At 44.7% G+C, this 23,503-nt stretch carries 24 protein-coding genes; 9 read left to right on the plus strand and 15 right to left on the minus strand.

The window, feature by feature from the left end; all coding sequences use genetic code 11:
* Positions 1-57: 57 nt before the first annotated feature.
* The gene (locus MD588_RS06195) at positions 58-642 is read right to left on the minus strand and encodes a GNAT family N-acetyltransferase (protein WP_265696137.1); all 585 of its coding nucleotides are present in this window, start codon (positions 640-642) and stop codon (positions 58-60) included.
* Positions 643-1,029: 387 nt separating this feature from the next.
* Positions 1,030-1,872 (minus strand): helix-turn-helix domain-containing protein, encoded by an 843-nt coding sequence (locus MD588_RS06200; protein WP_265696138.1) that lies wholly within the window; start codon positions 1,870-1,872, stop codon positions 1,030-1,032.
* A gap of 276 nt (positions 1,873-2,148) precedes the next feature.
* Here MD588_RS06200 and MD588_RS06205 point away from each other — a divergent pair, with 276 nt between their 5' ends.
* Positions 2,149-2,376: a nitrite reductase gene (locus MD588_RS06205; RefSeq protein ID WP_265696139.1), complete on the plus strand. Its 228-nt coding sequence runs from the start codon at positions 2,149-2,151 to the stop codon at positions 2,374-2,376.
* A 15-nt stretch (positions 2,377-2,391) separates the two neighbouring features.
* On the opposite strand, the gene MD588_RS06210 is transcribed toward MD588_RS06205, so the two are convergent.
* The 6 genes from MD588_RS06210 to MD588_RS06235 all read right to left on the minus strand — a co-directional run bounded on the left by MD588_RS06210 (position 2,392) and on the right by MD588_RS06235 (position 6,875).
* Positions 2,392-3,330: a sensor domain-containing diguanylate cyclase gene (locus MD588_RS06210; protein WP_265696140.1), complete on the minus strand. Its 939-nt coding sequence runs from the start codon at positions 3,328-3,330 to the stop codon at positions 2,392-2,394.
* Positions 3,331-3,660: 330 nt separating this feature from the next.
* The gene (locus MD588_RS06215) at positions 3,661-4,155 is read right to left on the minus strand and encodes a copper chaperone PCu(A)C (RefSeq protein WP_265696141.1); all 495 of its coding nucleotides are present in this window, start codon (positions 4,153-4,155) and stop codon (positions 3,661-3,663) included.
* Positions 4,156-4,293: 138 nt separating this feature from the next.
* Positions 4,294-4,731, minus strand: a complete 438-nt coding sequence (locus MD588_RS06220) for a hypothetical protein (RefSeq protein ID WP_265696142.1) — start codon at positions 4,729-4,731, stop codon at positions 4,294-4,296.
* 398 nt (positions 4,732-5,129) lie between these two features.
* Positions 5,130-5,912 (minus strand): hypothetical protein, encoded by a 783-nt coding sequence (locus MD588_RS06225; protein WP_265696143.1) that lies wholly within the window; start codon positions 5,910-5,912, stop codon positions 5,130-5,132.
* A 282-nt stretch (positions 5,913-6,194) separates the two neighbouring features.
* Positions 6,195-6,416 (minus strand): hypothetical protein, encoded by a 222-nt coding sequence (locus MD588_RS06230; protein ID WP_265696145.1) that lies wholly within the window; start codon positions 6,414-6,416, stop codon positions 6,195-6,197.
* Positions 6,417-6,545: 129 nt separating this feature from the next.
* Positions 6,546-6,875 (minus strand): DMT family transporter, encoded by a 330-nt coding sequence (locus tag MD588_RS06235; protein WP_265696146.1) that lies wholly within the window; start codon positions 6,873-6,875, stop codon positions 6,546-6,548.
* Positions 6,876-7,164: 289 nt separating this feature from the next.
* Here MD588_RS06235 and MD588_RS06240 point away from each other — a divergent pair, with 289 nt between their 5' ends.
* Positions 7,165-7,332 carry a hypothetical protein gene (locus tag MD588_RS06240; protein ID WP_265696148.1) on the plus strand — a complete coding sequence of 56 codons (168 nt, stop codon included), beginning with the start codon at positions 7,165-7,167 and terminating at the stop codon, positions 7,330-7,332.
* Positions 7,333-7,365: 33 nt separating this feature from the next.
* On the opposite strand, the gene MD588_RS06245 is transcribed toward MD588_RS06240, so the two are convergent.
* Both MD588_RS06245 and MD588_RS06250 read right to left on the minus strand, forming a co-directional pair.
* Positions 7,366-8,574, minus strand: coding sequence for an OmpP1/FadL family transporter (locus MD588_RS06245; RefSeq protein ID WP_265696150.1), 1,209 nt, complete (start codon positions 8,572-8,574; stop codon positions 7,366-7,368).
* Between the two features lie 57 nt (positions 8,575-8,631).
* A complete protein-coding gene (locus MD588_RS06250; protein WP_265696151.1) occupies positions 8,632-9,792 on the minus strand; it encodes a DUF3179 domain-containing (seleno)protein in 1,161 nt (386 codons plus the stop codon).
* Positions 9,793-9,996: 204 nt separating this feature from the next.
* Here MD588_RS06250 and MD588_RS06255 point away from each other — a divergent pair, with 204 nt between their 5' ends.
* A complete protein-coding gene (locus MD588_RS06255) occupies positions 9,997-11,007 on the plus strand; it encodes a DUF2860 domain-containing protein (RefSeq protein WP_265696152.1) in 1,011 nt (336 codons plus the stop codon).
* Between the two features lie 29 nt (positions 11,008-11,036).
* Here MD588_RS06255 and MD588_RS06260 read toward each other — a convergent pair whose 3' ends face one another.
* Entirely contained in the window at positions 11,037-11,714 is a 678-nt protein-coding gene (locus MD588_RS06260; RefSeq protein ID WP_265696153.1) for a DUF3047 domain-containing protein, read from the minus strand.
* Positions 11,715-11,958: 244 nt separating this feature from the next.
* Between MD588_RS06260 and MD588_RS06265 the strand changes: the two genes are divergently transcribed.
* The 3 genes from MD588_RS06265 to MD588_RS06275 all read left to right on the plus strand — a co-directional run bounded on the left by MD588_RS06265 (position 11,959) and on the right by MD588_RS06275 (position 14,951).
* Positions 11,959-12,897: a LysR family transcriptional regulator gene (locus MD588_RS06265; RefSeq protein ID WP_265696155.1), complete on the plus strand. Its 939-nt coding sequence runs from the start codon at positions 11,959-11,961 to the stop codon at positions 12,895-12,897.
* A gap of 392 nt (positions 12,898-13,289) precedes the next feature.
* Positions 13,290-13,514 (plus strand): hypothetical protein, encoded by a 225-nt coding sequence (locus tag MD588_RS06270; RefSeq protein ID WP_265696157.1) that lies wholly within the window; start codon positions 13,290-13,292, stop codon positions 13,512-13,514.
* A gap of 9 nt (positions 13,515-13,523) precedes the next feature.
* A complete protein-coding gene (locus MD588_RS06275) occupies positions 13,524-14,951 on the plus strand; it encodes a discoidin/SUN/FTP domain-containing protein (RefSeq protein ID WP_265696159.1) in 1,428 nt (475 codons plus the stop codon).
* A gap of 52 nt (positions 14,952-15,003) precedes the next feature.
* Here MD588_RS06275 and MD588_RS06280 read toward each other — a convergent pair whose 3' ends face one another.
* Positions 15,004-16,365 carry an MATE family efflux transporter gene (locus tag MD588_RS06280; RefSeq protein ID WP_265696161.1) on the minus strand — a complete coding sequence of 454 codons (1,362 nt, stop codon included), beginning with the start codon at positions 16,363-16,365 and terminating at the stop codon, positions 15,004-15,006.
* A gap of 133 nt (positions 16,366-16,498) precedes the next feature.
* On the opposite strand from MD588_RS06280, the gene MD588_RS06285 reads away from it, so the two are divergent.
* Both MD588_RS06285 and MD588_RS06290 read left to right on the plus strand, forming a co-directional pair.
* On the plus strand, positions 16,499-17,383 hold the full coding sequence (locus tag MD588_RS06285) for a LysR family transcriptional regulator (protein ID WP_265696163.1): 885 nt from the start codon (positions 16,499-16,501) through the stop codon (positions 17,381-17,383).
* 140 nt (positions 17,384-17,523) lie between these two features.
* Positions 17,524-19,455, plus strand: a complete 1,932-nt coding sequence (locus MD588_RS06290; protein WP_265696165.1) for an alkaline phosphatase D family protein — start codon at positions 17,524-17,526, stop codon at positions 19,453-19,455.
* Between the two features lie 118 nt (positions 19,456-19,573).
* Here the strand turns inward: MD588_RS06290 and MD588_RS06295 are convergent, their stop codons facing one another.
* Positions 19,574-20,959: an endonuclease/exonuclease/phosphatase family protein gene (locus MD588_RS06295; RefSeq protein ID WP_265696166.1), complete on the minus strand. Its 1,386-nt coding sequence runs from the start codon at positions 20,957-20,959 to the stop codon at positions 19,574-19,576.
* Between the two features lie 479 nt (positions 20,960-21,438).
* Entirely contained in the window at positions 21,439-21,888 is a 450-nt protein-coding gene (locus MD588_RS06300) for a CBS domain-containing protein (protein ID WP_265696167.1), read from the minus strand.
* A 418-nt stretch (positions 21,889-22,306) separates the two neighbouring features.
* On the opposite strand from MD588_RS06300, the gene MD588_RS06305 reads away from it, so the two are divergent.
* Positions 22,307-22,717 (plus strand): RidA family protein, encoded by a 411-nt coding sequence (locus tag MD588_RS06305; RefSeq protein ID WP_265696168.1) that lies wholly within the window; start codon positions 22,307-22,309, stop codon positions 22,715-22,717.
* Between the two features lies 1 nt (position 22,718).
* Here MD588_RS06305 and MD588_RS06310 read toward each other — a convergent pair whose 3' ends face one another.
* Positions 22,719-23,498 (minus strand): AraC family transcriptional regulator, encoded by a 780-nt coding sequence (locus MD588_RS06310; protein ID WP_265696169.1) that lies wholly within the window; start codon positions 23,496-23,498, stop codon positions 22,719-22,721.
* Positions 23,499-23,503 lie beyond the last annotated feature (5 nt).

Raw genomic sequence — 23,503 nt, forward strand, 5'->3', positions numbered from 1 at the left:
CTTAGTGTCGCTTAGTTGCTGGCTGCAATCAATCTGCAGCACGATGAGATCTTGCTTTTATCGGTGGGCTTTATATTGGCTGGCAGTTAGACCAAACAGTAGCCGATCATCGAAATGGTCGTCGATTTTGTAGTAATCCTGTTGGCGACCCTCAAGCTCATAGCCTGATTTTTCAAGTACGCGGGCAGATCCGATATTACCGGCATAGCAATCGGCACAGATCTTGTGTGCCTTGAGCTGTTCAAATGCCAGTTGGGTGGCAAATTGGCAACCTAAAGTACCGATTCCTTGTCCCCATGCGTGTTCGGCAAGCTGGTGGCCGACCTCGAAGTTGCCCTTCAGCATCATCACCTGGCTGATACCAATCATGCCCATATAGCGTTCGTCATTGTTCCTGATAATGAAAGTCGGGTTTTCCGGCCACTCTTCGGCTTCAATGGCTTGTTGGGTATTTTTGATGATGGGGTTGAAGAAAGCCTCATAAACTTCAACTGGTGCTGGGGCAAAGAAGAGATACTTGCTGACGTTGGGGGTGCCTAACATCTCGACGATGTCGTCAAAGTCATTCTGCCGGATAAGCCGAATAGTCAGTGAGTCATTAAGCTGGCAGGGTAAGCCTTTTTTGAGTTGTTGATATTCCATTCTTTTTCATCGTTGTAAGTTAATTCACCGCTATTGTAGTTATTGCTTGGTTGGCTGAATTGAACAAATACGACAAATTTCAGTATTGATACGATATACCCAAACTACCTCAAGATGCTCGTTTCAGCGAGAATAACTGGGATGGTATGCAAGGCGCTGATTTGAAGACATAGTGGCTCTACGTTAAAAAGCAGCAACACAGCATACCAACCCAGTCAGCTCGCCCTTCGGGAGTGATTCAGCAAGCCCATTTCTGTGTCAAATGACGTTGAAAGGGGGCCCATTCCTGCAGTCATTTTCCGTGAACTGGACAGGCTGATATCACTCTGAATCCGGCATATTGAAGTAGCTTGGGTATATAGCCAAGTAACTGTAGCCTGACTCTGCTTATGATTCAAAATCACCATAAATATCAATAATTAAATTTCTAGCGCTGAGATAGCTTCCCGGTGTTGCACCAATGGATTTTTTGAGTTGACGGATCAGATGTGGCTGATCGCTAAAGCCAAATTGAGAGGCAATGTCAGCCCATTCAAGTTGATCATTGGGTTGCTGATAGATATAGAGAAGAAGCTTATCTAACCGAGTCAACATTTCATATTGCTTGAGGGTTAGGCCGGTTACCTTCACAAAGGATCTTTCTAGCGTTCTGCGAGAGCAGTCCAGAGTTTTTTCAAGGGCCATTGACGGTTTTTGTTCAAGTTCATTGAGTGCTTTGTTTACCAAGACGGAATGGCGATCTTTCATAGTTTGACGGGCAATTTTAGCAATACACTTATCAAGCTCTTTAATCACCAGCTCGGAGTCAGCTCTGATGAGAAGCATCGATTCAAGTTCACTAATTAGTAGCAATGGGTGTATCGATGGTAAATTCGTGAAAGTTTGGTTGAGTGTTAGCTTTCCATCAAGTCCAAAAAGCCGGTATGGTGCGCCGGGTTGAAATTTCACTCCCAGCCGTAATACCTGCTTATCATCAAGCAGAGTGAGTGCCCGTGTTGAAGGCATGATAAGGTGAGTACCGCAAACCGAAATGATTTTATTGTCGCCGTTATCACTATATTGATAGTGATGCTCGGAATCAGGTGGCGTGATAACCAGGTGACAGTTTGGGTTGGGGATCAGTACTGGCTCGGGTCTTTCGCTATCACCATAATTGATTTCAAGTAACCAGTAGCAATCAATAAACTGGGCAACAAAAGGATCTACTGGGGCGTGTTTCCAAGTTTTCATATAAAGACTAACAACAGATGTAATTACTGACTCTATCAATTATAAAGAAATGACCATTATATGTACTTACTAAGTCGAAATTATAAAGTAGCATTTTTCAAATGATAAGCTTCAGTTAACGATGGTAAGATTTACTAATTGATTTGGTCTTTTTCGCCAATTTATCAGGACGATAATTTGGGTTCTTATCTAACTCTTTGATTTTAAAACCATGCATCTTGGTGTAAAGTTTGCTAGTCATTGAAGTAATAAGAAAAACGGCCAGAGGATAAGAAAATGGAACTTACCGGTGTAGCGATTGTGGCGATTGTTTTTACCTTTATAGGGCTGCAGCGTTATCTTAGTTACAGGGCTGAGATGAAAAAACTCGATTGTGCAGGTAATAGTGGCGAGGTTCAAGAATTACGAGAAGAGTTGAAAAAACTACAACAACGTGTGGTCGTGCTAGAAAAAATCGTCACGGATACGGGTTATCAACTCAAAGAAGAAATTAAACAGCTTTAACAATATAGCCATTGATTAAGTCGTTTGTATGGTATTCGAAGTGTAGCAAGCGACTTTATTCCTGCCTGTTTCCTTTGCTAGGTATAGGGCTTCATCTGCATTTCGATATAGAGACTGATAATTAGTGTCGTGCGCACTTAATTCTGCGATACCGAGGCTGATCGTCACTGTAATTTTTTCATTGGAATGTGATTTTACGAAACTCCCTGCGATGGATTTCCGGATACGTTCAGCTAGGCTTAAGGCTGAGGTCATATTTGTGTTCGGCAATAGCAAGGCAAACTCTTCTCCGCCAATACGGCCAACGATATCTTCTTTCCTCACCTCCTTTACAAAATTGTCGCTGATTGCCACTAATAGCTCGTCTCCGATATCATGACCAAAGTTATCGTTGATTGCCTTAAAGTGGTCGATATCTGCAATAATCAATGCTAACGGTAACTGATGGCGCTTAGCGCGGGATATTTCTTTTTCAGCTTCTTTCATGAAATACCTTCGGTTGGCTAAGTGTGTCAGATAATCAGTATTGGCTTGTGCTTGTAGATGCTTTTGCAGGTTGTAGAGTTTAGTTATATCGGTTGACACACCACATAGACCAATGACTTCATTATTGTCATTAATAATCGGTAATTTTACCGATTTATAGATAAGTGCTTCACCCGAATGAATTAGCAGGTTTTCTTCTATAAATTCAATGCGTTGTTTAGATTGAAGCACAAGTTTGTCATTGGCTTTTATATCACCAAGTAGCGGTGGGCTAAAAAAATGACTATCGTCTGCTCCTTGTATTTCTGTTGGTGTGCAGTTGAAAAGCTCACAGGTTAAATTATTTGCGTAGATGTATTCTCCCTGAGCATTCTTAATATAAATGTAAGCACCCACTTCGTCCACAATCCTTTTCAAGATGTGCTCAATGTTGTCTGGGTTTATTTCCTTGGCATCGCTTACGATCATCCTGAACGCTCATGTTCTATCAATATACATTCACAAGAGTAATAAAGTTGATGCTATAAAGCTAGTTTAATATTGACAATGAAATAACAAATTATTCAAGGGTAAACCAAGGCTGTAGATTGTTGCTTTACACCTGTAATAATAAAAAGTTGGAATAATTAAAGAGGCATAAGTGTAGCTTATATTTACTATAAGTTTTTTGGTTAATAAGTGTTTTCGTGATGATGGCAACGTGCTTAATATTGTAAATGACTTATCTATAAGAAAGCCGCTTGATATATCAAGCGGCTCATTATCATTGGCGGGTTAAAGTACTATTGGCTGAATAGGTTAGTGGCCAGCATGCTCTTCTTTTTCTATTTTTTCTTGATCTTCTGGTTTATACGTTGCCTTTTCGACGGCGACTTCAATTTCAACTCGACCCGCTTTTTCAAAATGAAGGGTTAGCGGGAAACGATCGCCAAGGGCTGGCACTTGCTTCAAATCAAAAAACATAATGTGGTAACTGCCAGGTTTCAGCGTACGCGTGCTGTTGGCTGGAATATCAATCTTTTCAACCTCGCGCATTTTCATCATGCCATCTTCATGAATATGTGCATGAAGCTCTGTTTTACCGGCGATTGGTGACTTGGCACTAAGTAGCGTATCTACTTCATCCCCATGGTTCATTATATTAAAGAAGGCGGCAGCTACGGCCGACGTCGGCGGCACCTGCTTCGACCAAGGGTGATCAATGTGCAGATTGCCATTTTTGTAGTCGTGGGCATTTACCAAGCCGCTAAATAGTAAAACGCTGCCCATAATGATATTAATGATCTTTTTCATGACTTTCTCCTAATCCTTGGCATTGTTCTGAGTAAGTTGTTGCCATAGGTATTTAATTAATATGCCTACATTGACCAGATTCGTTAAAAAGCGCTCTGGTTTTACTGTTTATCGATTGTGATTTAGTAATGACGCTTATTAAATCGGCGGTGAGTGTTTGGGCGCATAGGAGAAATAGATGCGCTCAGATACAGCCTCTCGACTGTTCAGGCGTATATTTTGGATCAGGCTGAGTACAACCAACAAAAAGAAGATAGCCGTACTAGGAAAACTGCTGAGGGGTTGGTGGTGTTTTAGGATCGGGCAATGGAATTTCATCTCATGATGAGTACTTGCCGTTTCATGCTTACCTGAGTGGTTACGGTGTAGCTGGTTTAATGTACTGATATCAATCCATTTTAATCCTTGGTTGGTGCAAATTAGCACCTTTTCTCCGGTTAGCCAGTTCTTACCACCGTGATAGGCTGACGGATTGAGGATTACAACGGAGTTGAGAAAATTTGTTAGCAGGATAGCTAAGATGGTTAAAACTACCACCCATTGCTTGATGTGATTTTCCCTGCTATTGGAGTCCATTTAATACTTATCTACTGCCTAAGAGAGGAGCGCATAGTATCAAAGTTAGTACAATCCTGTAACCATTTATGTGAGCAATATGTTTGTGATTTGAGGGGTTGATATGAAAATGGTGCGTTTGCACACTCTTTTCTAATTTGTTGAGTCTTCAAGCTATTATTGTCTGACGGTTAGTTTGCTTATCGTTTTGGGGATTGATGGTATGACTTTGAGATGTTGGTTTATTGTTCTGTCGTCTGTGGGTTTTGGCTGTTTTTGTTACAAGAGATGATTTTCCCATTCGCTTGCTTATGATGCCTGCAACAATAAAAGCGTTATACCGCCTTGAGCGTATACCCATGCCTTTTAGGCAATTTGGATATAAACAGTATAACGCTTGTTAAACAGTGGCGAATTAGTTATGACTTAGTGAAACGGTAAGTCTGGATTTTTTCTTCTTTTCCATTTACAAGGGCATAGGTATCAATCATCCACACGTTCTGTCCTGCAAATGCTAGCTCAAGACGAATACTGGAAGAGTCGATACCTTTGAGTACATTGGCTTCGGAAGACGTCGGGTAGAAGTTGTAGCGATTCAAGCCCGACTGGTACTCGCCGGCAAAAGTAACCGGCACATTATTGAGCGTGTCGTTTACTGTCAGTGTATAGCCAGTCTGGGGTGTATAGGAAAAATCAGCGGATAGCTCTAGGGGCTGTTTGTCTTGGTTGATGGCCAGATCTGAAACTGTAACCCTGGCTTCGGTGGTCTTCAGTAACGATCCTGTCGCTTTCGCGGTTGCGGTAACTGGTTGTTCTGTTGCGCTGCTCCAGATACTGACCGTCCAATTTCCGGTAAAGTTATCTAGTTGCTCCCAGTTCTGAGGTTGGGTAGCGGACGCGTTGCTTCCATTGCCAATTTGCGCGAGTGAGTCATTGCGGCTATCGTGGCGGATATTCTCTCGGTTATTCTGAATATCATTGGTTGCTCCGGCTACGCCTCCTGCGACACCACCGGCTACGGCACCTTTCATCGCAAGCTCAGCATCGCCCGTTAGGGCGCCAAGAGTCAGGCCAAGTAGGGCACCGCCAGCGGCACCTTGCTTAGTGGATGCATTAGGATCATCCTCGCCCGGGTTAACGCACCCAGTTAATAGAGTCATGCCCAAGACGGAAACGATAGAGGTTTTAACGAAAGTGTTCATTGCCATGCCCTTTTATCAAACTGAATATGAATTGTTCTTTTATGGGGTTAAGGTTAGCAATCGTTTTCTGAATCTACCCTGTACAAATTGAACGGTGTTTTATTTGTAAGGAAGTGTTTCAAGTTGGACGTATTTTGCCGCGAAGTCAGGCTGGTTTTTTGTAATGCTTATTAAATAGGTTGGATGAGTTGGGGGCCTTATTGGCCTCTGGCGTAATTTTAAGCTTTTAACAGGTGTTTGTACTTAGTCTTTTAAATGCTCTTGCACAGCTTACTTCATCGCTTATTGCGCGAGTTGCCGCGTTTGGTTTAGGGTACGTGAACCACCGGCACCATAGCTGTTGATATCAAACCGATTGGGGAAACGCTTTCTACGTTTGTCCAAATACGATATATCGATATGATGTTGTTGCTGCAGAAGTTTCAGTACCGCGTTGATGTCTTTCTGAGGTGCTTGATTTTGGGTCAGATAATAATAGAGGTTGATCGCTCTTTCTTTATTCATTGCGTAATTAGCTCCGAGTAAAAATGATGGTTAGATTGATCATGTCAGCCTGCAATAGCATCACTACTTCTACAAGCTGATCGACGGTGAGACTCTTGCTGGTCTGGCTGTAGGCTTCTGCCATTAGTTTTAATGACTGTGTGATGCACCGGATAAATTAATGATGGCAATACCGAGAGCAACAACGGCCATACCAAGCCAGACTTTAGTGTCTAGGTGTTGTTTGTAGATCAAGCTGGACATAGCCGTGACAACGACAATGGCAAGCCCGGCCCAAGAGGCATGAACAACGCCAACAGGAAGATCTTTCATTGCCTGGCCAAGAAACAGGAAGGCTATTAAATGACCAAGGATAACAATGACGCTCGGGAGTAGGTTGGTAAAGCCATTGGTAGCTTTTAGTGCAACATGTGAAGTGGCTTCGGCCATTACGCCAAGCAATAAGAATATCCAGCCCACGTTTTAATCCTCAATGAGTAGTATTTATCGGTTTTATTTGTCGTCGGTAAATTTTACCGGTGTTCGTTGGAATGAGGATATTCTATTTGTTTATTGATTAATGATAATCCACCACTTTAGCAAATTACTTTTACCACCAGGTAATAATAAAGTTCGCCGACTGGCCTTAGGGAATGGCATAACGCCAACTCAGTATTGGGCTAGGTCTTTTGCTTCAATAACATTACGCTCGAAACCATGCATGGCTATCTGAATCATGGCATTATCTTGATGGCCGAGGTGTATTACGGTGCGATCTTCGGCGGCTCAACGTCTTCGACGGCTATCCGCTGACGCTGAGCATCATGATTTTCGCAGTGCAGGTACTTCTGATGTCTCTGGCTCGATGCTTAATGAAAAGCCTCAGCAGGCAAAAAAGCATATGCAGCAGGTGATAGTCAAGATGAGTTCGAAGTGAGTAAGTGATTTCGTTCACCTTGAGTTCTGCACTTTATTTCCAGTGATAAGTGAACTCTAACCCTAACGCATAGTGATCTTTATATTCACCGGCGATGCGACCGCGAACGGGGTTGTCGCCGGTATCGATAGGCGCGTTGCCGCTATCAAACAGGTTGAGATTCACATCAACTCTATCGCCATTGCTGCGTTGGTGCTGAACACCGGCCCCGATACCGTAAATGCGGTCAAGGGCAAAAGAAAAGCTTCGGTTTTCGTCCGATATTGCTTGTTGGACGTACAACGCGCCGACCCTGCCGGTCAGTGTTGGTGAGATAGGAAAAGCCAGGCCGGCAGAGAAGGCCCAGAAGTCTTCGTAAAGATCATCAGGCGCATCAATGTCATTGCCAACAATGCTGATTTCTGTCACGCCAAACTCGGAGAAGTCGATCCACACGGCATCAAAGGTAAGCTCCCACTGGTTGTCCAGTTGGTGATAAATGCCGAACTGGAACTGTTGCGGGACCTTGCTGGCGATTTCAAGGCTACTGATGGCTGCTTTTAGTTTTTCTAGCTCTTCCGGTGCGATACCTGTGCCGTTAATGTCGATATCGGGATCGGTACTGGCTTCAGACTCACTGCGATAGTTAATACCTATTCGGGTGCTTGGTGAGAGTTCTATGAGGCTACTGACAACGACAGCGATGCCAAGGCCATCGGATTCGACGTCTAACGTACCGTCAGGTAAGCTGGGATCGCTATTCGCAACAGCCGTTGAGATTTCTGAAGTCGTGTAATTGAAGCCTAATCCGGCACCAAGTGACAACCTGTCATTTACCCTATAGGCCAGGCTGGGGGTTGCGCTAACGAGTATGAGGCTGGATTCTGTACTGTAGTAGCGACCGGCCCAGTCACCTCCGCTGCTGGAGCCAAAGCCGGTAGGGATCGTCAGGGAAAAGCCTGCCCGCCAGTCATTGTTAATAACATGGACATAATACATCGCCGGAATAAGGATAGGATCGCCGCTGTCAGGTGTACCGCCGCTGACGGTCGTGACACTCTGATCAATCTCGAACTCCCCTAAATATTTGATCAAGTGACCCGAAAGCGATAATTCGTTGTTATGTAGCCGGGTCATCCCTGCCGGATTATTATAGGCGGTTTCGGCACTGTCAGCCGCTGCAAACAAGCGGCTGAAAACCGGTGCTGTGGCGCGACAATTAACAGATGCGGCCAATAATAAGAACAAGAGAGCTTTTTGCATATTACGCCTGTTGTTCAATGCTTGGTGTATATAGTTTAGTGTTCACTGTTTGGTGTTTTAATTGAAAACCTGAGTACTTGGATACCAGTGCGACCATACCATCCAGAACACCCCGTTATGCAGAGGTAGCTGGTTTAGTTTCCCGTTTTCAGTCTCTCCTCTGAAATCAATTGATTCGAATTCAGCCGGAGCATCGTTGAGAACACCATCAAAAAGATTGACGATGTCGTGTTTTTCATCGTAAACCAGTACCAGTGGATGCCCGTTAAGCTCAAATTGGTAGATTGGATTGTTTTGGGCGAAGGTGCGGGTAAAGGCAGCTTGCACATCACCAAAATCAAACCCCCATACCAGCTCTTTGGTTGGTAAGCGGTCGTCATTCATGTCTAGTGTCGGAAAGATTGCCCCATGTTCATTGCTAAATTGTTTTTCCATTGGGCCTTCAAACAAGGCAAGCAATAGGGTATCGAGGGCTCGGTTAAACTCGTAAATAAACACTGTGGCTTGTGGGTATATCTCTTTAAAGCTTTTCCACGTGGTCATTGTATTGGGGTGAGATATAACCTCGGCCTCGGAAAATTCCGGTGCTCGTGTTATTTGCTGAATTAGCTCTCCGGAGTTGCGATCAACCATAACCAGATTGTTGTGAGTCTGGATCAGGATCCCTAAGTCGGATTGACCAAAGCCAATGTCTTGCTCAATAACAACAGGTAGATTACTAAGGGCGCAGAATGTCATGACGACATCTTTTCCACCAATGTTATCGCCAGCAATATGTGGCACTTCAAGGTGTGCTCGCGGGTAGCCCCGTACATCTCCATTGATTTCAACAGCGTAGATAACATCGTTGTCATTAAGGATCTGATCTGCCTCCGTAATTGAGACGTAGTTGGCGTCGTACTGATATGAAGGAAAGAATGCGGTGAGCAGAAAGTTGGCGGCAATAATACAGATAATCACGCCTACACTGGCCAAGTTCATCCAGAACCGAGACCACACCTTAAGGCTGATGTGTAAATACCAAAGGTAGGCGAGTAAGAAAACATTTAGCCCGATGAAAAACCATCGATATTGAAAGTAGGTCACTACCCAGCTGCGTGGCAGGTTCAGGCTTTGCCCAGGCTCAGTCATCAAGACGGCCGAAAAGATAGAAAATGCGGCGGTGATTACGGCAACCACCAAGAATAACAGCTTCTGTGTTGATGTTGCTTGGCTCATATTACTCTACTCGTTAATCAGGTTAGCATAATGGGTCGCAAAGCCGCTTAAGCTTAGCTGCTATCTCTTGATTGATGATTCGCAGTTTTGAGCGTCATTAACAGGAGGCGGTTAATTATTTTCGCAAAAGTAATATTCGAATGGTTTTACAGAAGGGGAACGCTCGCCTAAATTTTGAACAAATGTTCGTTTAGGAATTTGTCAATGCGATACGTTAGCCTGCTTGCTCTCGGCACTGTGGTAATCCCTTCTGCCTTTGCCATAGAGCCTATTCCCAAAGAAAGCGGAGTCAGTGGCTTTTTTAATCTTGGCGCAGGTATAACCAGTGTTGAGTCTAATTTGTTGGCAAAGTTTGGTAGTGTCGATATTGGTAATAAAGCCATAGATTCTCTTACTCAGACTCCAGATACGCGAACTGTTGGTATACCGGTAATAGGCTTGGAGCTTGCCTATACCTTTGCTAGCACCCGTACCCAAGTTTTCCTTGGTAACCAGTTGGAAGACTATGTCCGTTTTGATTTCTCCACCCGTGCCGGTATCCGCCAGGAAATAGGCAATGCCGGGATTATCGGCGCTAGCTTCTTGCAAACCCCGTTGCCAACTGAAGTGTGGGAGGACCCGTTTCTTACCGGCGCTGAGCGTTCAAAAACCGATCGTACCAGTGATGGCTACCGACTCATCTGGGATAACATCTATGGTACCGATCTAGAGCTACGTTATTCTGCTCGGGAAATAGATATCGACAGGGAACGCAGTGGTGAAGCCCTGGGGCTTTCAGATTCCGATCGTGCCTTGTTGAATCGTAACGGCGATAGTACTCGTTTTGCTGCTCTATACACCTTTAAACGAGATGGAATGAAGCATCTCATTACTCCCGCCATCGCCTATTTCGAACAAGATAGTGATGGTAATGCAATGGCCTATGACGGCCTGGCCTTTAGTGTGAACTATATCTATTCGATGGATAATCGCTGGCGGTTTGTTACTAATGCCTCCTATGCCAATATCGAGTTTAACGAGGACAACCCCGTCTTTGGCACCAAGGCTGATGGTGAACGGTATGGGTTGAGCTTTACTACATTCTACGCCCAGCCTTTTGGGTGGAAGGGTTGGTTGGCCAATGCCGGGGTGGTATGGTTTGAAGAAAATAGCGATATTAACTTTTATGATTCTTCGGTTGGTCTGATTAATGCCGGGATGCTCTATCGATTTTAACTCGGTAGGCTGCAAGTATCATGAATCTTCTATTTTTCTGAAAAGTAGATATTTCCGTAATAGGCTGTGGCTTCGAGCTGGCTGTTATCGGTGTCTGTCATAATTGCGACTGCATCAATGTAGCGATAGGCTGCCTCATTGGCGCTGCGACTGCCTTTATCTCCAAACGCATTGATGAAGTCCTGATAGACATTGCGTTTTTCTTGTTGCCATTGCTTTGGTAAGTCTTTCTTGCCTCTGACTGCCAGCATTTTGGCATTGCTGCCGGCAAAAGCGTTATTCCAACGACTATAAATAGCCTGATTACTCGACCAGACATAGTTGAGTGCTTTGGTTTTCCACCTCTGCCACCCGCCACTTTTTACAATGTAAATTCTGGCTACGTAATCATCGCCATTCTTAGTTTTTTCGTTTAGGTGAGGTAAGGTATTCTCAACTCGCCATGACCAGTTTAGGTAAGGGGTTTTCTTCAAATCGACTCTGAAAGTTTTAACGAGGCCTGATGCGGTACCAAGGCTATGGGCTCTCAGTACTCGCCTGTCCTGAAAATCAACAATGTCATATTGGGTCATACCGATAAACGACTTAGCTTGCCAGCGGCTTAGCGATTCTGTTGCGAAATTGGCGATGTGGATATCATACTGCGTATGGGTATTAGCGCTGTAAAAGTATAGTAACCCCAGAGCAAGGCAAAGATATGGTTTCATAAATTGTCTATACCTTTAGATGGCGTAGTAACTGTTAAGTTGATGGTCTTTTCATGTTTCGCTCCCTATTGTTTATAAAGCACATAATTAACAGGTTTGCCATTAGCGCTTGTTATGTCAGTAGCAGGAATAGGTGACTTTCTGTTTGTATCCATTACACTTAGCGCCCTTTTTCCGGAAGTCATGGTGAAACGACCATACTGAAAGAAGTGATAACCACCGTTCAATTTGGGGCGTAAATACAGTGATTCAGGAACGAGCTGGCCAGATGGTCATATTTCACACCTTGGTTAAGGCGGGTAGTTTTACCACGGCCGCCCGACAACTTGGGGTGTCGACTTCCCACGTCAGTAAGCAGCTCGGGGCTTTGGAAGCAAAGCTGAATTTGAAATTGGTACAACGAACCACGCGTAGCTTTACGCTTACCGAAGCGGGTCAGCGTTTTGCGGGGTATTGTGAGCAGGTGGTGAGTGCGGTACAGGACGCCGATGCTATTATGGACGATGTACGTGATGAGGTGACGGGCGTGCTGCGGCTTGGTTTGTCCCAGTCATTCGGGATGATGCATATTATCCCTTCTATCGAGCAGTTGCGACGCCAGTATCCCGAGTTGCAGGTCGAGGTGAGTCTCTTTGATCACAAGGCCGATATGCTGGAGGACGGGTTTGACCTGTGGATCACCAACTATGAAAATATCCCCGAAGGCTATGTTGCCCAGAGGCTGGCTGATACCCGGTTTTTGGTTGTTGCTTCTCCGGATTATTTGATTAACCATCCCGTACCGCATCATCCGAGTGATTTGGTTAATCATAACTGTCTGACTTATCAAAGCCGGCAGCGTAACTACAGTACCTGGTCGTTTAAAAAGCAGCAAGAAGGGTTGTGCGTGACGGTGACGGGTAACTACCGGGTTGATTTGGCCGAAGCTGTGCGGGATGCGGCGATCTCTGGCTGGGGAGTCGCCTATCTGGCAAGTTACCTGTTAACTGATGAGTTCAGAGAAGGAAAACTAATCCAGCTACTCCCTGACTGGCAAGCCAACCAGAGTATGCCATTTTATGCTGTGTACCCAAGCCGCAAGCACTTACCCAGAAAAATATCGGCTGTTATTGAATATTTCAAAGATTATATTGGTGAGCCGCCTTATTGGGACAAAGCCTTAGCACCACTGGTGAAATTTTAGAGTGTTTTAAAAAACGGTATTCTAAATACAATATTAGATAGTTGCTATTTATTGGTGTTAAATATGACAGCTCACCTATAAATTCAGTTTTTTCTAACGTTATTATTCTTGCTTTCAAATTTGAAATTTATGATCTACGCTTTTTTCTTGATAGAAAGTGAAAGAATATGAATGGATGTCTTTTTTTTAAGCTTTTGTTTTTAAAGTGGTTTGCTTTTCGGTTGTATGCGGGTTGTGCAAGTTGTTCAAAATAAATATATAACTTATGTATGGGACAGATTGAAGTTGAATATAAGCTGAACATATAATCGACTTTATAATAATAGATTGCTCATTCAATTCATATTACCACCTAAGTAGTAGGTGGTCTTATTTGCCTAGGCTGCACAACTATGAAAAACACACTCTCTCTATTGCTGGTTTTATCCAGTATGGTTATTTCCGGCTGTGGTGGGGAAGACTCTTCATCCGGTTCATCTGTAAGTAATAATAGCCAACGCCAGCCCTACAAAACACAACTCAGTATCGATGCTTCAGATCTGCAAGAACTCAAGAGCGTTAAATATGCATCAAATGATGGCGCTGGGTTTAGCACGCCAGAAAACTTTCAGAAGTAGGGAATAACAATGAAAAAAACGCTTCTATGTACCGCGTTGGTGGTTGCTGCTCAGGCTTCTGCAACCCCTAATCTTCAAGGCTATTATCAGTCGAAAGAGCTGGTCAACTATACCGTCAATAAAATTCAGCAGAATAAAGCTGAGTATTTTATGCTCGACTATGCTCTTCAATTACCTGCGCAAGCTCAGGCTCAGCTAGCTTCCTATAACTCTGCCTTAGGTCATTTTCAGGCTAATAATAGCGGGGTGAATGAGGATGAGTTCAAGCGTATCGTGCAAAAAGTCAATCCTGAAGGACTAAGTGACCAGTATGTTTGCCGGGTTGATGTATCTGGAGTGAAACTGGCTTATGTTGCTCGAAAGGGCGAAGATTGTAGTAGCAATTACGACAATAAACCGATGGCAATGAGCAAGAAGGGGACTAAAGTCACTTTCTTCCGTCGTTGGGACTTTGATCCTACCCAGCCTCACTTTGACATTCAAAGCTACGACAACAACGTCACAGCGAATACAGAGACTTTAACTCTGGATTATGTATTGAAATTTGAGGGGCGATGGATTGGTAGTTCGGTTCGTGTGATTAAAGGCCAGACAACATTGAACTCAGGTTCTACTCAAGCGACCTATGATGTAGCTAGCTACAATTACTCTGGTCCGCGGTCGGGGATCATTACCGGCGGTGAGAGCTTACTGTATAGCGATATTCCTTACTTTATTACTGATAATACAGAGGATACCGCGACAGATCATTCAGCTAACCATGTCGCAAAAACAGTATTCAATACTTTTGGTTTGATGGACGGCAATTACCGTGGCCGTAACGTAAATACGAATAGCCCGGTGTATTGGGTTAACCGCGATTATGTCAGCCAATATACGTTGGAAAATGGCGATAAAGCGTATTTTGTGTCTGATCCACAAAATTTTGTGATTGAGACCTCTATGACTGGCCCATCCGATAGCTGGGTATGGGTTGACGAAACAGTTTGGGATCCTGAAAAAGATACCGATCAGGCTAGTAGCGGTGATTGGGTTAGCCATGCCTTCAATAATACTCATAATCTTACCGGCGAGAGTCCAACTTTCTGCATGATTGAAGATATTGCCAAGGACCGCCCTGTTACAGGCTACTTCACTGAGGACGGTAAGGGGGAGTGGTTACCTTCGATGCATAATTGCAAGGCGGTTGATCCTGGATACATACCAAAGATCTACACCCACTTTACCAATGGTAATGGTGAGAAAGTTGCGGTGAGCTCCTTACGTCAAAGTGCAAAGGACATCATGTATGTTCGTACGCAACACCCTCAAGGTGAAAAAGAGCTACTTACCCTGGATGATGTGAAAGCCATGAAGTCATCATCACGCTACAAGCAAATTAAAGCCGATCTTAGCCAGCGCTTGGGTTGGGCGAAGCCATACGATATTTTGAAGTAATCAAAATACAAGCTAATGATAAACAGCCACTTTATGTGGCTGTTTTTTTTATTTATCCATGAACAAGAAGTATTTTTCCATTGGTTTGACTCTTCTTATTTATATCACTCCATACCAGTGGAACCACGATGACTGCCAGTACAATATTCGACAGCGGAACTGATAGCCAAATACCGTTGACGCCTAGCCATTGCGGTAAAAAATAAAGGAAAGGTAGCTGAACTAACATATTCCCCGCCGAAATTGCCAGAGCTTTGCCCCCTTGGTTGACTGCCATAAAGTACACCGACGCCAAGGCGATAAACCCATCCAGGAACATAGCAAAAAGATGTAAACGCAAGCCGTTCACCGTTTCACCTGCCAGCACCGGATCATTATTACTAAAGAGTTCAATCAGGGTGTTGGGATACAGGTTGAGAAAGATCACCGCTCCGATACCGGTTAGCAATACGACTTTGATCGCCAGCATGAGAGTAGCTTTAATTTTCTCGACTTGGTCGGCACCAAAATAATAACTGACTGGCGGCTGCATACCACTAGCCACGCCTTCTGCGAGTAGGTAGTACATTGTCATTAGATAGCCGACAATGGCAAAAGCACCGACATGAACCGCTGTACCATATTCCATAAACAACCTGTTATGCAGGGCGATCACAAAGCTGAAGTAGGCATACATAAACAGGCTCGAAGTGCCTAGACCTATTAATTTCACTGCTAGGGTTGGGCTGAATGTTAGTGTTCGCCAACAGAGCCTGAGCTGTGAGTTCGACGAAAAAAAGTAACCAATTGCCAATACGAAAATTGTTATTTGGGAAATAACGGTGGCGAGTGCAGCCCCTTTTAGTCCCCAGCCAAATTTGGCTATGAACAAGTAATCGAGGACAATATTCATCAGTGCACCGATGGCCATCAACAATGTAGAAAGGTTCGGGCTGTCATCGTTGCGAATCAGCATTGGCATTGCGCCTGCCGCGATGGTGAATACTGCGCCCCAGGCGAAAACATCTATATACTCGATACCTAAACTGAGAGCTGTTCCTACTGCACCTTGGGCAATTAGCATGGTGGGGCCCAGGGTGGAAACCAGCATCATTGTTAAAAGTCCACAGAGGAAAATGATCCCCAGCCCGGTAGAAAGCGTTTGTTGAGCCTTCGTGTTATTGCCTTCTCCGCGGTAAATCGAGATGAGGCTGCCGGTTCCCATTCCGACCAATAAGCCGAGCCCCGCAATGATCCCAATGACTGGCCAGGCCATATTGATACCGGCCAAGCCTTCATAACCAATGTAATGACCAACAAAAATACCGTCGATAACCTGATAGAGGCCGTTTACTAGCATAGCGGCAACCGATGGGATGGCGTAGCGCCAGAACGTACGACGAACTGATTCTTTCGGGATGATTGTTTCTTGCATTGAGGCTATCACTTTTACGGATTGTTATGGGGTAATTATCCGTGTTAGGCGGATTGATAAAAGTTAGTATCCATCCGTTTTTCGGATGGATAGAATGGTCTGATTATGTAAAAGATGAGCTTAAGGAGCAGAGATGAACTGGACATTGGATCAGCTTGAAGCTTTCGTGATGGCGGTACACCAAGGCTCATTTTCAGCGGCGGCCCGAAAACTAGGCAAAGCTCAGTCTAGGGTAAGCACGGCGATAACAAATCTAGAAGCTGATCTGGGGTTTGAGTTATTTGATCGTAGTGCGCGTTTACCGATCCTGACCCCGAAGGGCAAGGACATGTTTGTAGAGGCCAAGTCGGTATTGGCTCAGTGCCAGCGATTGCAGTCGAGAGCGATGACGGTATCGATGGGTGAAGAAATATCATTGACAGTGGCGATGGATGAGGCCGTACCAATTCCGTCATTTGAACGTTTTTTCCAGACAATCGCAGATCGTTTTCCGCTATTGAAGTTAACCATAATCAATGGTTCGCAGGACGATATTGCTCAGTGGGTCAGTGAAAAGAAAGCCGATATAGGTATTTTGTTTCACCTCAGGGAGTTACCCGACGCCCTTGATTTCATGCCGATAGGGCAGTTTCATCAGTCTTTGGTAGTCTCTGCTAATCATCCACTAGCCGCTATTCCGGCGCCAACCATTGGTGAGTTAAACCGCTATCGACAGTTAGTGATCCGGGATCGGATGGGGAAAGCCCAGGCTAAGCCACTCTCATCCAATCATTGGCACATAGACAGTTATTATTACATTACGGCCTTGGTGATCCGTGGCGTTGGCTGGGCCTTGGTGCCTGAACATGTGGCTAAAGAAGAGTGGTATGCCGGGCAATTAAAGGAGCTATCAACCGAGCATATCCATGATTCATTATTGGTTGAAATGGGCGTAGTAAAACGCAGAGATAAAGGTAATGGCGCGGTGATGGCCTGGATGTACTCCGAGCTCAGTAGCATGTTCAGAGAGACCGTTTAGATAAAGGGTATCCCCAAGTATCTTAAGGTAGCTTGGGTATATATCTATGCATAACTTTACGTTTTGCTGGCAATGTTAAGTTCAAAATCAGGGTATGATAAGCACTATGATTTCAAAGCGATGGGTGTTCAGTGCAAACGATGTCTTCCAGTGTTTCTTTTTCCGATAGCCTGCCTTTGTTGTTGGCAGGGCCAATTTTGCGAAAATGCACCGCGTCAGAGCTTACTCTCTGGCTGGTGACCTCAGAGCCTCTAGATGCTTGTTTTTCGCTCTATCATCCCGGTGAAGAGCTGGCGTTCTATTCGCAGGAGATTAAGGCTAAGGCGCAAATCCAGATTGGTCATTCAGCTTGGGTTACCTTGGCTTGCTTGAAAGGGGATTTTCCGGTCGATACGATACTGGAATACCAACTCGTCACGCAGGGTGGTGATATTACGGCGTTAGTGCCTGATTTACTGTATCCCGGAGAGGAACGTCTTACTTTCAGTATTAAGACCCAAGCCGATTATGTGCTTCATGGCTCATGCCGCAACCCCCATCACCCGAGCAAAGACAGCTTGGTTGCCGCTGACAGCAAAGTGGCAGATCAGCTCATTTCTGAGCGACCATCACTGTTGATGATGAGCGGTGATCAAATCTATGCTGATCATGTTGCAGGTCCGATGCTCGATGCTATACAGCAGGTAATTGCGTTATTGGGGCTGCCAGAAGAGACGTTTGCCCAAGGGCCTGTTGCCAATACCCAATCCTTATATCAGCATGGTTATAATTTCTATGGTCGCGATAAACTCCTGCCTCACTATGTGGATAATGGCAATTGGCTGTCAGACAGCGGATTGCGAAAGTGGCTGCCTCATCGCGGCCGGCCAATCTTCAGTTCTCGGGAATGTGAAAATCACCTGATGAGCTTCAGCGAGTTTTTTGCGATGTATCTGCTGGTGTGGTCGCCGCAGTTATGGCAGCTTATCGACAGTGAAAAGCTGAAGAAGCAAGGCTTTCAGTGCGGGGATCGGACACTGGAACTAAGATGGCAGTTGCTCTGGCATGAAGAAAAACTGCACATTGATGAGTTTGTCGCAGGTTTGTCGCAAGTTCAGCGCCTGATGGCGCATATCCCTACCTATATGATTTTCGATGACCATGATGTTACCGATGACTGGAACCTCACAGTCGGTTGGGAAAAGGCGGCATACGAGAATCTTTTGTCTCGTCGCATTATTGGCAATGGGTTGATCAGCTATTGGCTCTGTCAGGGCTGGGGCAATGCGCCCGAGCACTTTGACGAGAGTTTTCTGGCACAGGCAAAAGAGTATTTTTCACAGCCAAGTTGTGAGAGTCAGGATCAGTTTATCAACTATCTATATCGTTTCGAACAGTGGCATTACACCATAGAAACGACGCCGAAGATGCTGGTATTGGATACTCGCACGCGCCGCTGGCGCTCTGAATCTAAAATGAACAAGCCATCAGGGTTGATGGACTGGGAAGCATTGACCGAGTTGCAGCAGTCGTTGCTCAACGAGCCAGCGGTGATTATTGTCTCTGCGGCCCCGATGTTTGGTGTGAAGTTTATCGAAACCTTGCAGCGCGGCATGACCTGGCTCGGGCAACCATTGCTAATTGATGCCGAAAACTGGATGGCGCAACCGGGCGCAGCTAATACCTTGTTGAGTATTTTTACTCATACCAAAACTCCGACCAATTTCGTGATCCTCTCTGGCGATGTTCATTACTCGTTTGCCTATGACGTGAAGCTACGATTTCGGCGCAGCACCCCGAATATTTACCAGATCACTTCCAGTGGGATCAAAAATGAGTTCCCCAATGCCCTACTGCGTTTTTGCGATGTGATGGACAGAGCGCTTTATAGCCCACACTCGCCGCTGAACTGGTTTACTAAGCGTAAGCGTTTAAAAATTAGCAAGCGTGACCCGGATACCACGGGCAATCACAGGTTGGTGAACCGTAGTGCGATTGGTGAGTTACGGCTGGATAAAAACGGGAAACCAAATGATATTGCCATATTGACCGCAGAAGGAGAGCGTGTGAGTTTTCCGCCGATTGAGCGGTAATACTGTCAGTCAATAACAGGGAGCTGTTGCTCGTTCCCACGCTTAGTTTCAAAATGCCCCGGAATCCGAGGCATTTTTGTTTTGATTGTTTCTATACCCAAGTATCTGAGTTTGGGTATTAGAACTTAGCTTTGATCCAAACCATGCGATGGTCTGAAGAAACTGATTTACCGTCACCGTACTGACCGATACGCGCATCGTTGAACAGCTTGCGACCTTCCTCGTAAGACGCGGCCCAGTATACGCCAGCATCAACAATATTCAGGTTTGCAGATGGCATTGCGTAGTCGACGCCAAGGCCAAATGTTGACGTAATGCGGTTTGGTTGTGGGTGATCCAGTGCTTTGTCTACCGCATGTTCCGCAGCGCCGTAGCTGGTTGGATACAACTCACCGTTCATTACTTTTTGGTTTACCAGTGGGTTATCATGAAGTGCTTTCATCACATCACTCTCTCCATCACCAGCCAGTGGCTCTAGGTTTTGGTCGCCCATGATCACGAACTTAGCACCATCGGCTAAGCCACCATTTTGACCTGCGTCGTCGTAGAAGAATTCTTTACCTTGAATATATTGATTCCAGAATTCAACTTCTGCTGCGTTTTGAGCTTTGTTTTTACCCGTATCGAACACTGGCGGTGTAGGGTGAGACATCAGAAGGTGAATGATCTCTTTGCCATTTTTCGTTGGAATAATGATTGGTGCATCTACGTGGTTCTTTGAAGAAAGACGAACTTTTTCCCACTCTTCAGTAGAATACCACTCATCACCACAGTTCATGCCGTCAGGAATCTTCTGCGGATCGTCGCAGAGAGTGATGGTAGGGATTTGTTCACCTTCGAGATCTTTCCACTTGAACGTTTGGAAAGTACGCGTGTTTTCTGTATCAATCTCATATTGTGACATCAACGCAAACGCGTATTGACCGTGATACCAACCAAAGCCCCAAGAGTCACCTGGACCTTCTTCAATCTTGCCGTTGTTATCTAGATCGAGCCCACTAAATAGACCCGTGTTCGTTGAGTAAGACTCAAAGTGAGGGTATTCAATTGGTTCAAGGTTTGCTTCACCGCCAGCACCATCAATGCTTTGAGCGACAGACAAGTAGTTTGCCTGGAAACCAGTTAGTGCAGCTTTGTCTTTACCAGTACCATCGTTGTTGTACTCAGCCATCATAAGAACGTTTGGACGGTTTTTCTGAATAATGGCAGCGACGTTACGGATCTGGATAACTTTTTCTGCTGTGGTTTTGTCGGTTTCAGCAATCGTACCGTCTAGGTAAGCTGTTACGAGTTCTTTTTGTTTCGCTGGCGCGATTTGCATTTCAGCAACAAGATCTTCGAATGTATTGCGATCAAATGAAAGGTTGTACGTCGCTACTTTCACTTCTGTTGTTTGTACAGGAACATACTTTGTATCTGTTTCATATTTTGTTTCTGTATCGTCACAACCAGTCAGAAGTGCAGCACTGATAACTAAAGCTACGGGAGAGATAAGAGTTTTCATAAGCATTGCTTACCTTTTATTAATTTGCGCAAATAATATAGGTGTCAATACAAAATCGCAGTGATTACAATCACATGGGTGGTGACTGATTTTCATTGCTTCTCTATGTTTATGTGATTTTCATAGCAGTAACAGCATTTTCAACAGCAATCGTGCACATACGAAATGATTTTTAATTTGATTTGAAATGTTGGGATTTAGATGATATTTATTTTGGCAATATTATGATGCTAGACGCTAAGCGTTAATAAACTTTGCCCCTCATCGAATTAGCTTTTTCCAGATAAATTGTCACTGCTTCATCGCTTGTGACATATAGACCAATGTCCTGAGATGGGCTCTGATTGTTGACCTAAAGACATCTCGTTTACTTGAGCCCATCTCGTGGATATATTTGCGGTATTCTTGCGTGGTTTAGGGGAAATAAATTATGGCGGCAATTTTTCAGCCCGTTGCCAACTTCGGTGTTGTTCCCTAATTCAGGAATGAACCTCCTGCTCGTGTTTTATCTCTTTCTCGGTGAGCTTCATCAGATCATTCGTCGCTTCAGCGAGTAAACTAACCACATCATCGGCAGTGATAATACCTGCAAGACCTCCCCGCTCGTTAACAACAGGCAACCGGCGCATACCATGTTTGTGCATGACATCCAGCGTGTCAAATAAGCTTGTCTCTTCTATAACCGTTACAAGGGGACTACTCATGACATCTTTAACGCTAATAGAGTCAATCGGGATTTCTGGCGCAATTACCAGAATGACCAAATCCCGATCGGTGACGATACCAAGGGGGACATTTTCATCCCCCTGCTTCTCTGTAACAATCAAATTACCGACATGGTATTCACGCATAAGTTTGGCAACCTCGGTAATTGTTGTATCGGGCTCTGTTATAACCACCTGACGATTACAATATACGCCTGCCGTCATGATATTTCTCCAAAAAGGGGAACGCTAGAAAATGTACCAATAACACTAGTCTATCCCTTTGAAAGTGCCACTCTTGGAGATGATTTTGGTTGTTATATTCATAAAGTATGGAGATTTGTTATCAACGACCAATGAGCAGTAATTGCTGGGATGTTGAAGAAGGATATTAAGGTTGAAATAAGGGAGGTTTGTTGGAGGAAGAAGCTATTCTATTTTTTCTCATTATTGAGCCACTCATTTATTGATTAAAGTAATAGTATGGATAAGGTTATATTTTAGCTGTTTTCAGCGGAGTTTATAAAATTGGCTTAATATTGATTTATAAGGATTTAGTAGATGCCTTTTCTTAGTTCATGCTTGTCTGGCTAGTAACTGGAAGTCGAATATAAGGTATCAGTCAAATCAAGGAGGAGAGTTTATGGGGTTCAAAAGTCCATTTAACACAGATGTTCTTCCAATGCTGAGGTTTCCCTGGGCATGTATGTTTTCTGAAAAAGATGAGGTGGTATTTGTCGATAGCCACCTTGATTGGGAACGTCGAGAATGTGCCTCCCACCTTATTGGTGATTTATATGGTCAGACGAAGTTGGCGATTGAGAGGTTGAATCAGGAAGTTGCCGCAGTGGGTTTGACTCTTCATGATGTTGCTCGTACCGAAGTCACCTTGTCAGCCGACGTCAAAGATGATCAGCTGCCAGAACTCTTTGAGATGCTGAGAGTTTTCCCTGGCGAGGTCGAGGTTAATTACGCAGAAAGCTCTTTCTTTTGGGGGCGCCAGCAAAAAACGCCCGAGAAGCTTATTACCATTGAAGTGATGCTAGTTCGTTAGGTCACTTGGGTATAGATCGCAAATACTGATGAGGCGTTTCTCCTGTATGTTGGCGGAAAAAGCTGATAAATGCACTGTCGCTGGAAAACTCAAGTTGGAAGGCGACATCGGTTATGCTTGTGTTCTCAGCCAACAGTTCAATAGCCTTCATTAATCGCCATTGCTGGCGCCAAGATTGATAGGGCATCCCTGTTTCACGAGAAAAAATACGGCTGATAGTTTTGTCGCTAGCACCAACCATGCTTGCGGTTTGGTTTAGTGACGGTGGGATACCATTATGCTGTTCAATAGCTTTTAGCCATTCTTGCAGGCGATGATCTTGTGGTTTAGGCAAGGTGAGAGTTTCTTCCGGTGCGACCTTTAGTTCTTGCCAAAACAAAGCCAATAACGCCTGCTGCTCTTGGCTTGGCATATCCCATGGCCAGAAAGCCATCCTTTCGATTAGCTCCCGAAGCAATCCATTGACGCTGAGTACTTTCAGTTCATTAGGAAGGTGCTGAAAACAATCAGTGTCGAAATAGATTGAGCGGTAGGCCACCACATTTCGCATTACCGCGCAGTGTTCGATCCCGGCAGGGATCCAGGCTGCCCGAGTGGGGGGAAGGACGCACTGCATATTGCTGAGAGTAATGCTCATACATCCTGCTGGCGCGTACAGAAGCTGAGCTTTTTGATGGTGGTGCATACCGGAGTCGTGTCGGCCGATATCTGCAGCAATTCCGACTACGGTATTGTCTATTTGATCCGGATTGAACCTGTCTTGCTCTGTGATTTGCGCCATTTGTC

The sequence above is a fragment of the Photobacterium obscurum genome (assembly GCF_026191635.1).
Lineage (GTDB): Bacteria > Pseudomonadota > Gammaproteobacteria > Enterobacterales > Vibrionaceae > Photobacterium > Photobacterium obscurum.

Bases quoted from the DNA above. Each gene is read 5' to 3' on its own strand.
- MD588_RS06195 (WP_265696137.1), bottom strand. From the start codon at position 642: ATGGAATATCAACAACTCAAAAAAGGCTTACCCTGCCAGCTTAATGAC.
- MD588_RS06200 (WP_265696138.1), bottom strand. From the start codon at position 1,872: ATGAAAACTTGGAAACACGCCCCAGTAGATCCTTTTGTTGCCCAGTTT.
- MD588_RS06205 (WP_265696139.1), top strand. From the start codon at position 2,149: ATGGAACTTACCGGTGTAGCGATTGTGGCGATTGTTTTTACCTTTATA.
- MD588_RS06210 (WP_265696140.1), bottom strand. From the start codon at position 3,330: ATGATCGTAAGCGATGCCAAGGAAATAAACCCAGACAACATTGAGCAC.
- MD588_RS06215 (WP_265696141.1), bottom strand. From the start codon at position 4,155: ATGAAAAAGATCATTAATATCATTATGGGCAGCGTTTTACTATTTAGC.
- MD588_RS06220 (WP_265696142.1), bottom strand. From the start codon at position 4,731: ATGGACTCCAATAGCAGGGAAAATCACATCAAGCAATGGGTGGTAGTT.
- MD588_RS06225 (WP_265696143.1), bottom strand. From the start codon at position 5,912: ATGAACACTTTCGTTAAAACCTCTATCGTTTCCGTCTTGGGCATGACT.
- MD588_RS06230 (WP_265696145.1), bottom strand. From the start codon at position 6,416: ATGAATAAAGAAAGAGCGATCAACCTCTATTATTATCTGACCCAAAAT.
- MD588_RS06245 (WP_265696150.1), bottom strand. From the start codon at position 8,574: ATGCAAAAAGCTCTCTTGTTCTTATTATTGGCCGCATCTGTTAATTGT.
- MD588_RS06250 (WP_265696151.1), bottom strand. From the start codon at position 9,792: ATGAGCCAAGCAACATCAACACAGAAGCTGTTATTCTTGGTGGTTGCC.
- MD588_RS06255 (WP_265696152.1), top strand. From the start codon at position 9,997: ATGCGATACGTTAGCCTGCTTGCTCTCGGCACTGTGGTAATCCCTTCT.
- MD588_RS06260 (WP_265696153.1), bottom strand. From the start codon at position 11,714: ATGAAACCATATCTTTGCCTTGCTCTGGGGTTACTATACTTTTACAGC.
- MD588_RS06270 (WP_265696157.1), top strand. From the start codon at position 13,290: ATGAAAAACACACTCTCTCTATTGCTGGTTTTATCCAGTATGGTTATT.
- MD588_RS06275 (WP_265696159.1), top strand. From the start codon at position 13,524: ATGAAAAAAACGCTTCTATGTACCGCGTTGGTGGTTGCTGCTCAGGCT.
- MD588_RS06280 (WP_265696161.1), bottom strand. From the start codon at position 16,365: ATGCAAGAAACAATCATCCCGAAAGAATCAGTTCGTCGTACGTTCTGG.
- MD588_RS06285 (WP_265696163.1), top strand. From the start codon at position 16,499: ATGAACTGGACATTGGATCAGCTTGAAGCTTTCGTGATGGCGGTACAC.
- MD588_RS06290 (WP_265696165.1), top strand. From the start codon at position 17,524: ATGTCTTCCAGTGTTTCTTTTTCCGATAGCCTGCCTTTGTTGTTGGCA.
- MD588_RS06295 (WP_265696166.1), bottom strand. From the start codon at position 20,959: ATGAAAACTCTTATCTCTCCCGTAGCTTTAGTTATCAGTGCTGCACTT.
- MD588_RS06300 (WP_265696167.1), bottom strand. From the start codon at position 21,888: ATGACGGCAGGCGTATATTGTAATCGTCAGGTGGTTATAACAGAGCCC.
- MD588_RS06305 (WP_265696168.1), top strand. From the start codon at position 22,307: ATGGGGTTCAAAAGTCCATTTAACACAGATGTTCTTCCAATGCTGAGG.
- MD588_RS06310 (WP_265696169.1), bottom strand. From the start codon at position 23,498: ATGGCGCAAATCACAGAGCAAGACAGGTTCAATCCGGATCAAATAGAC.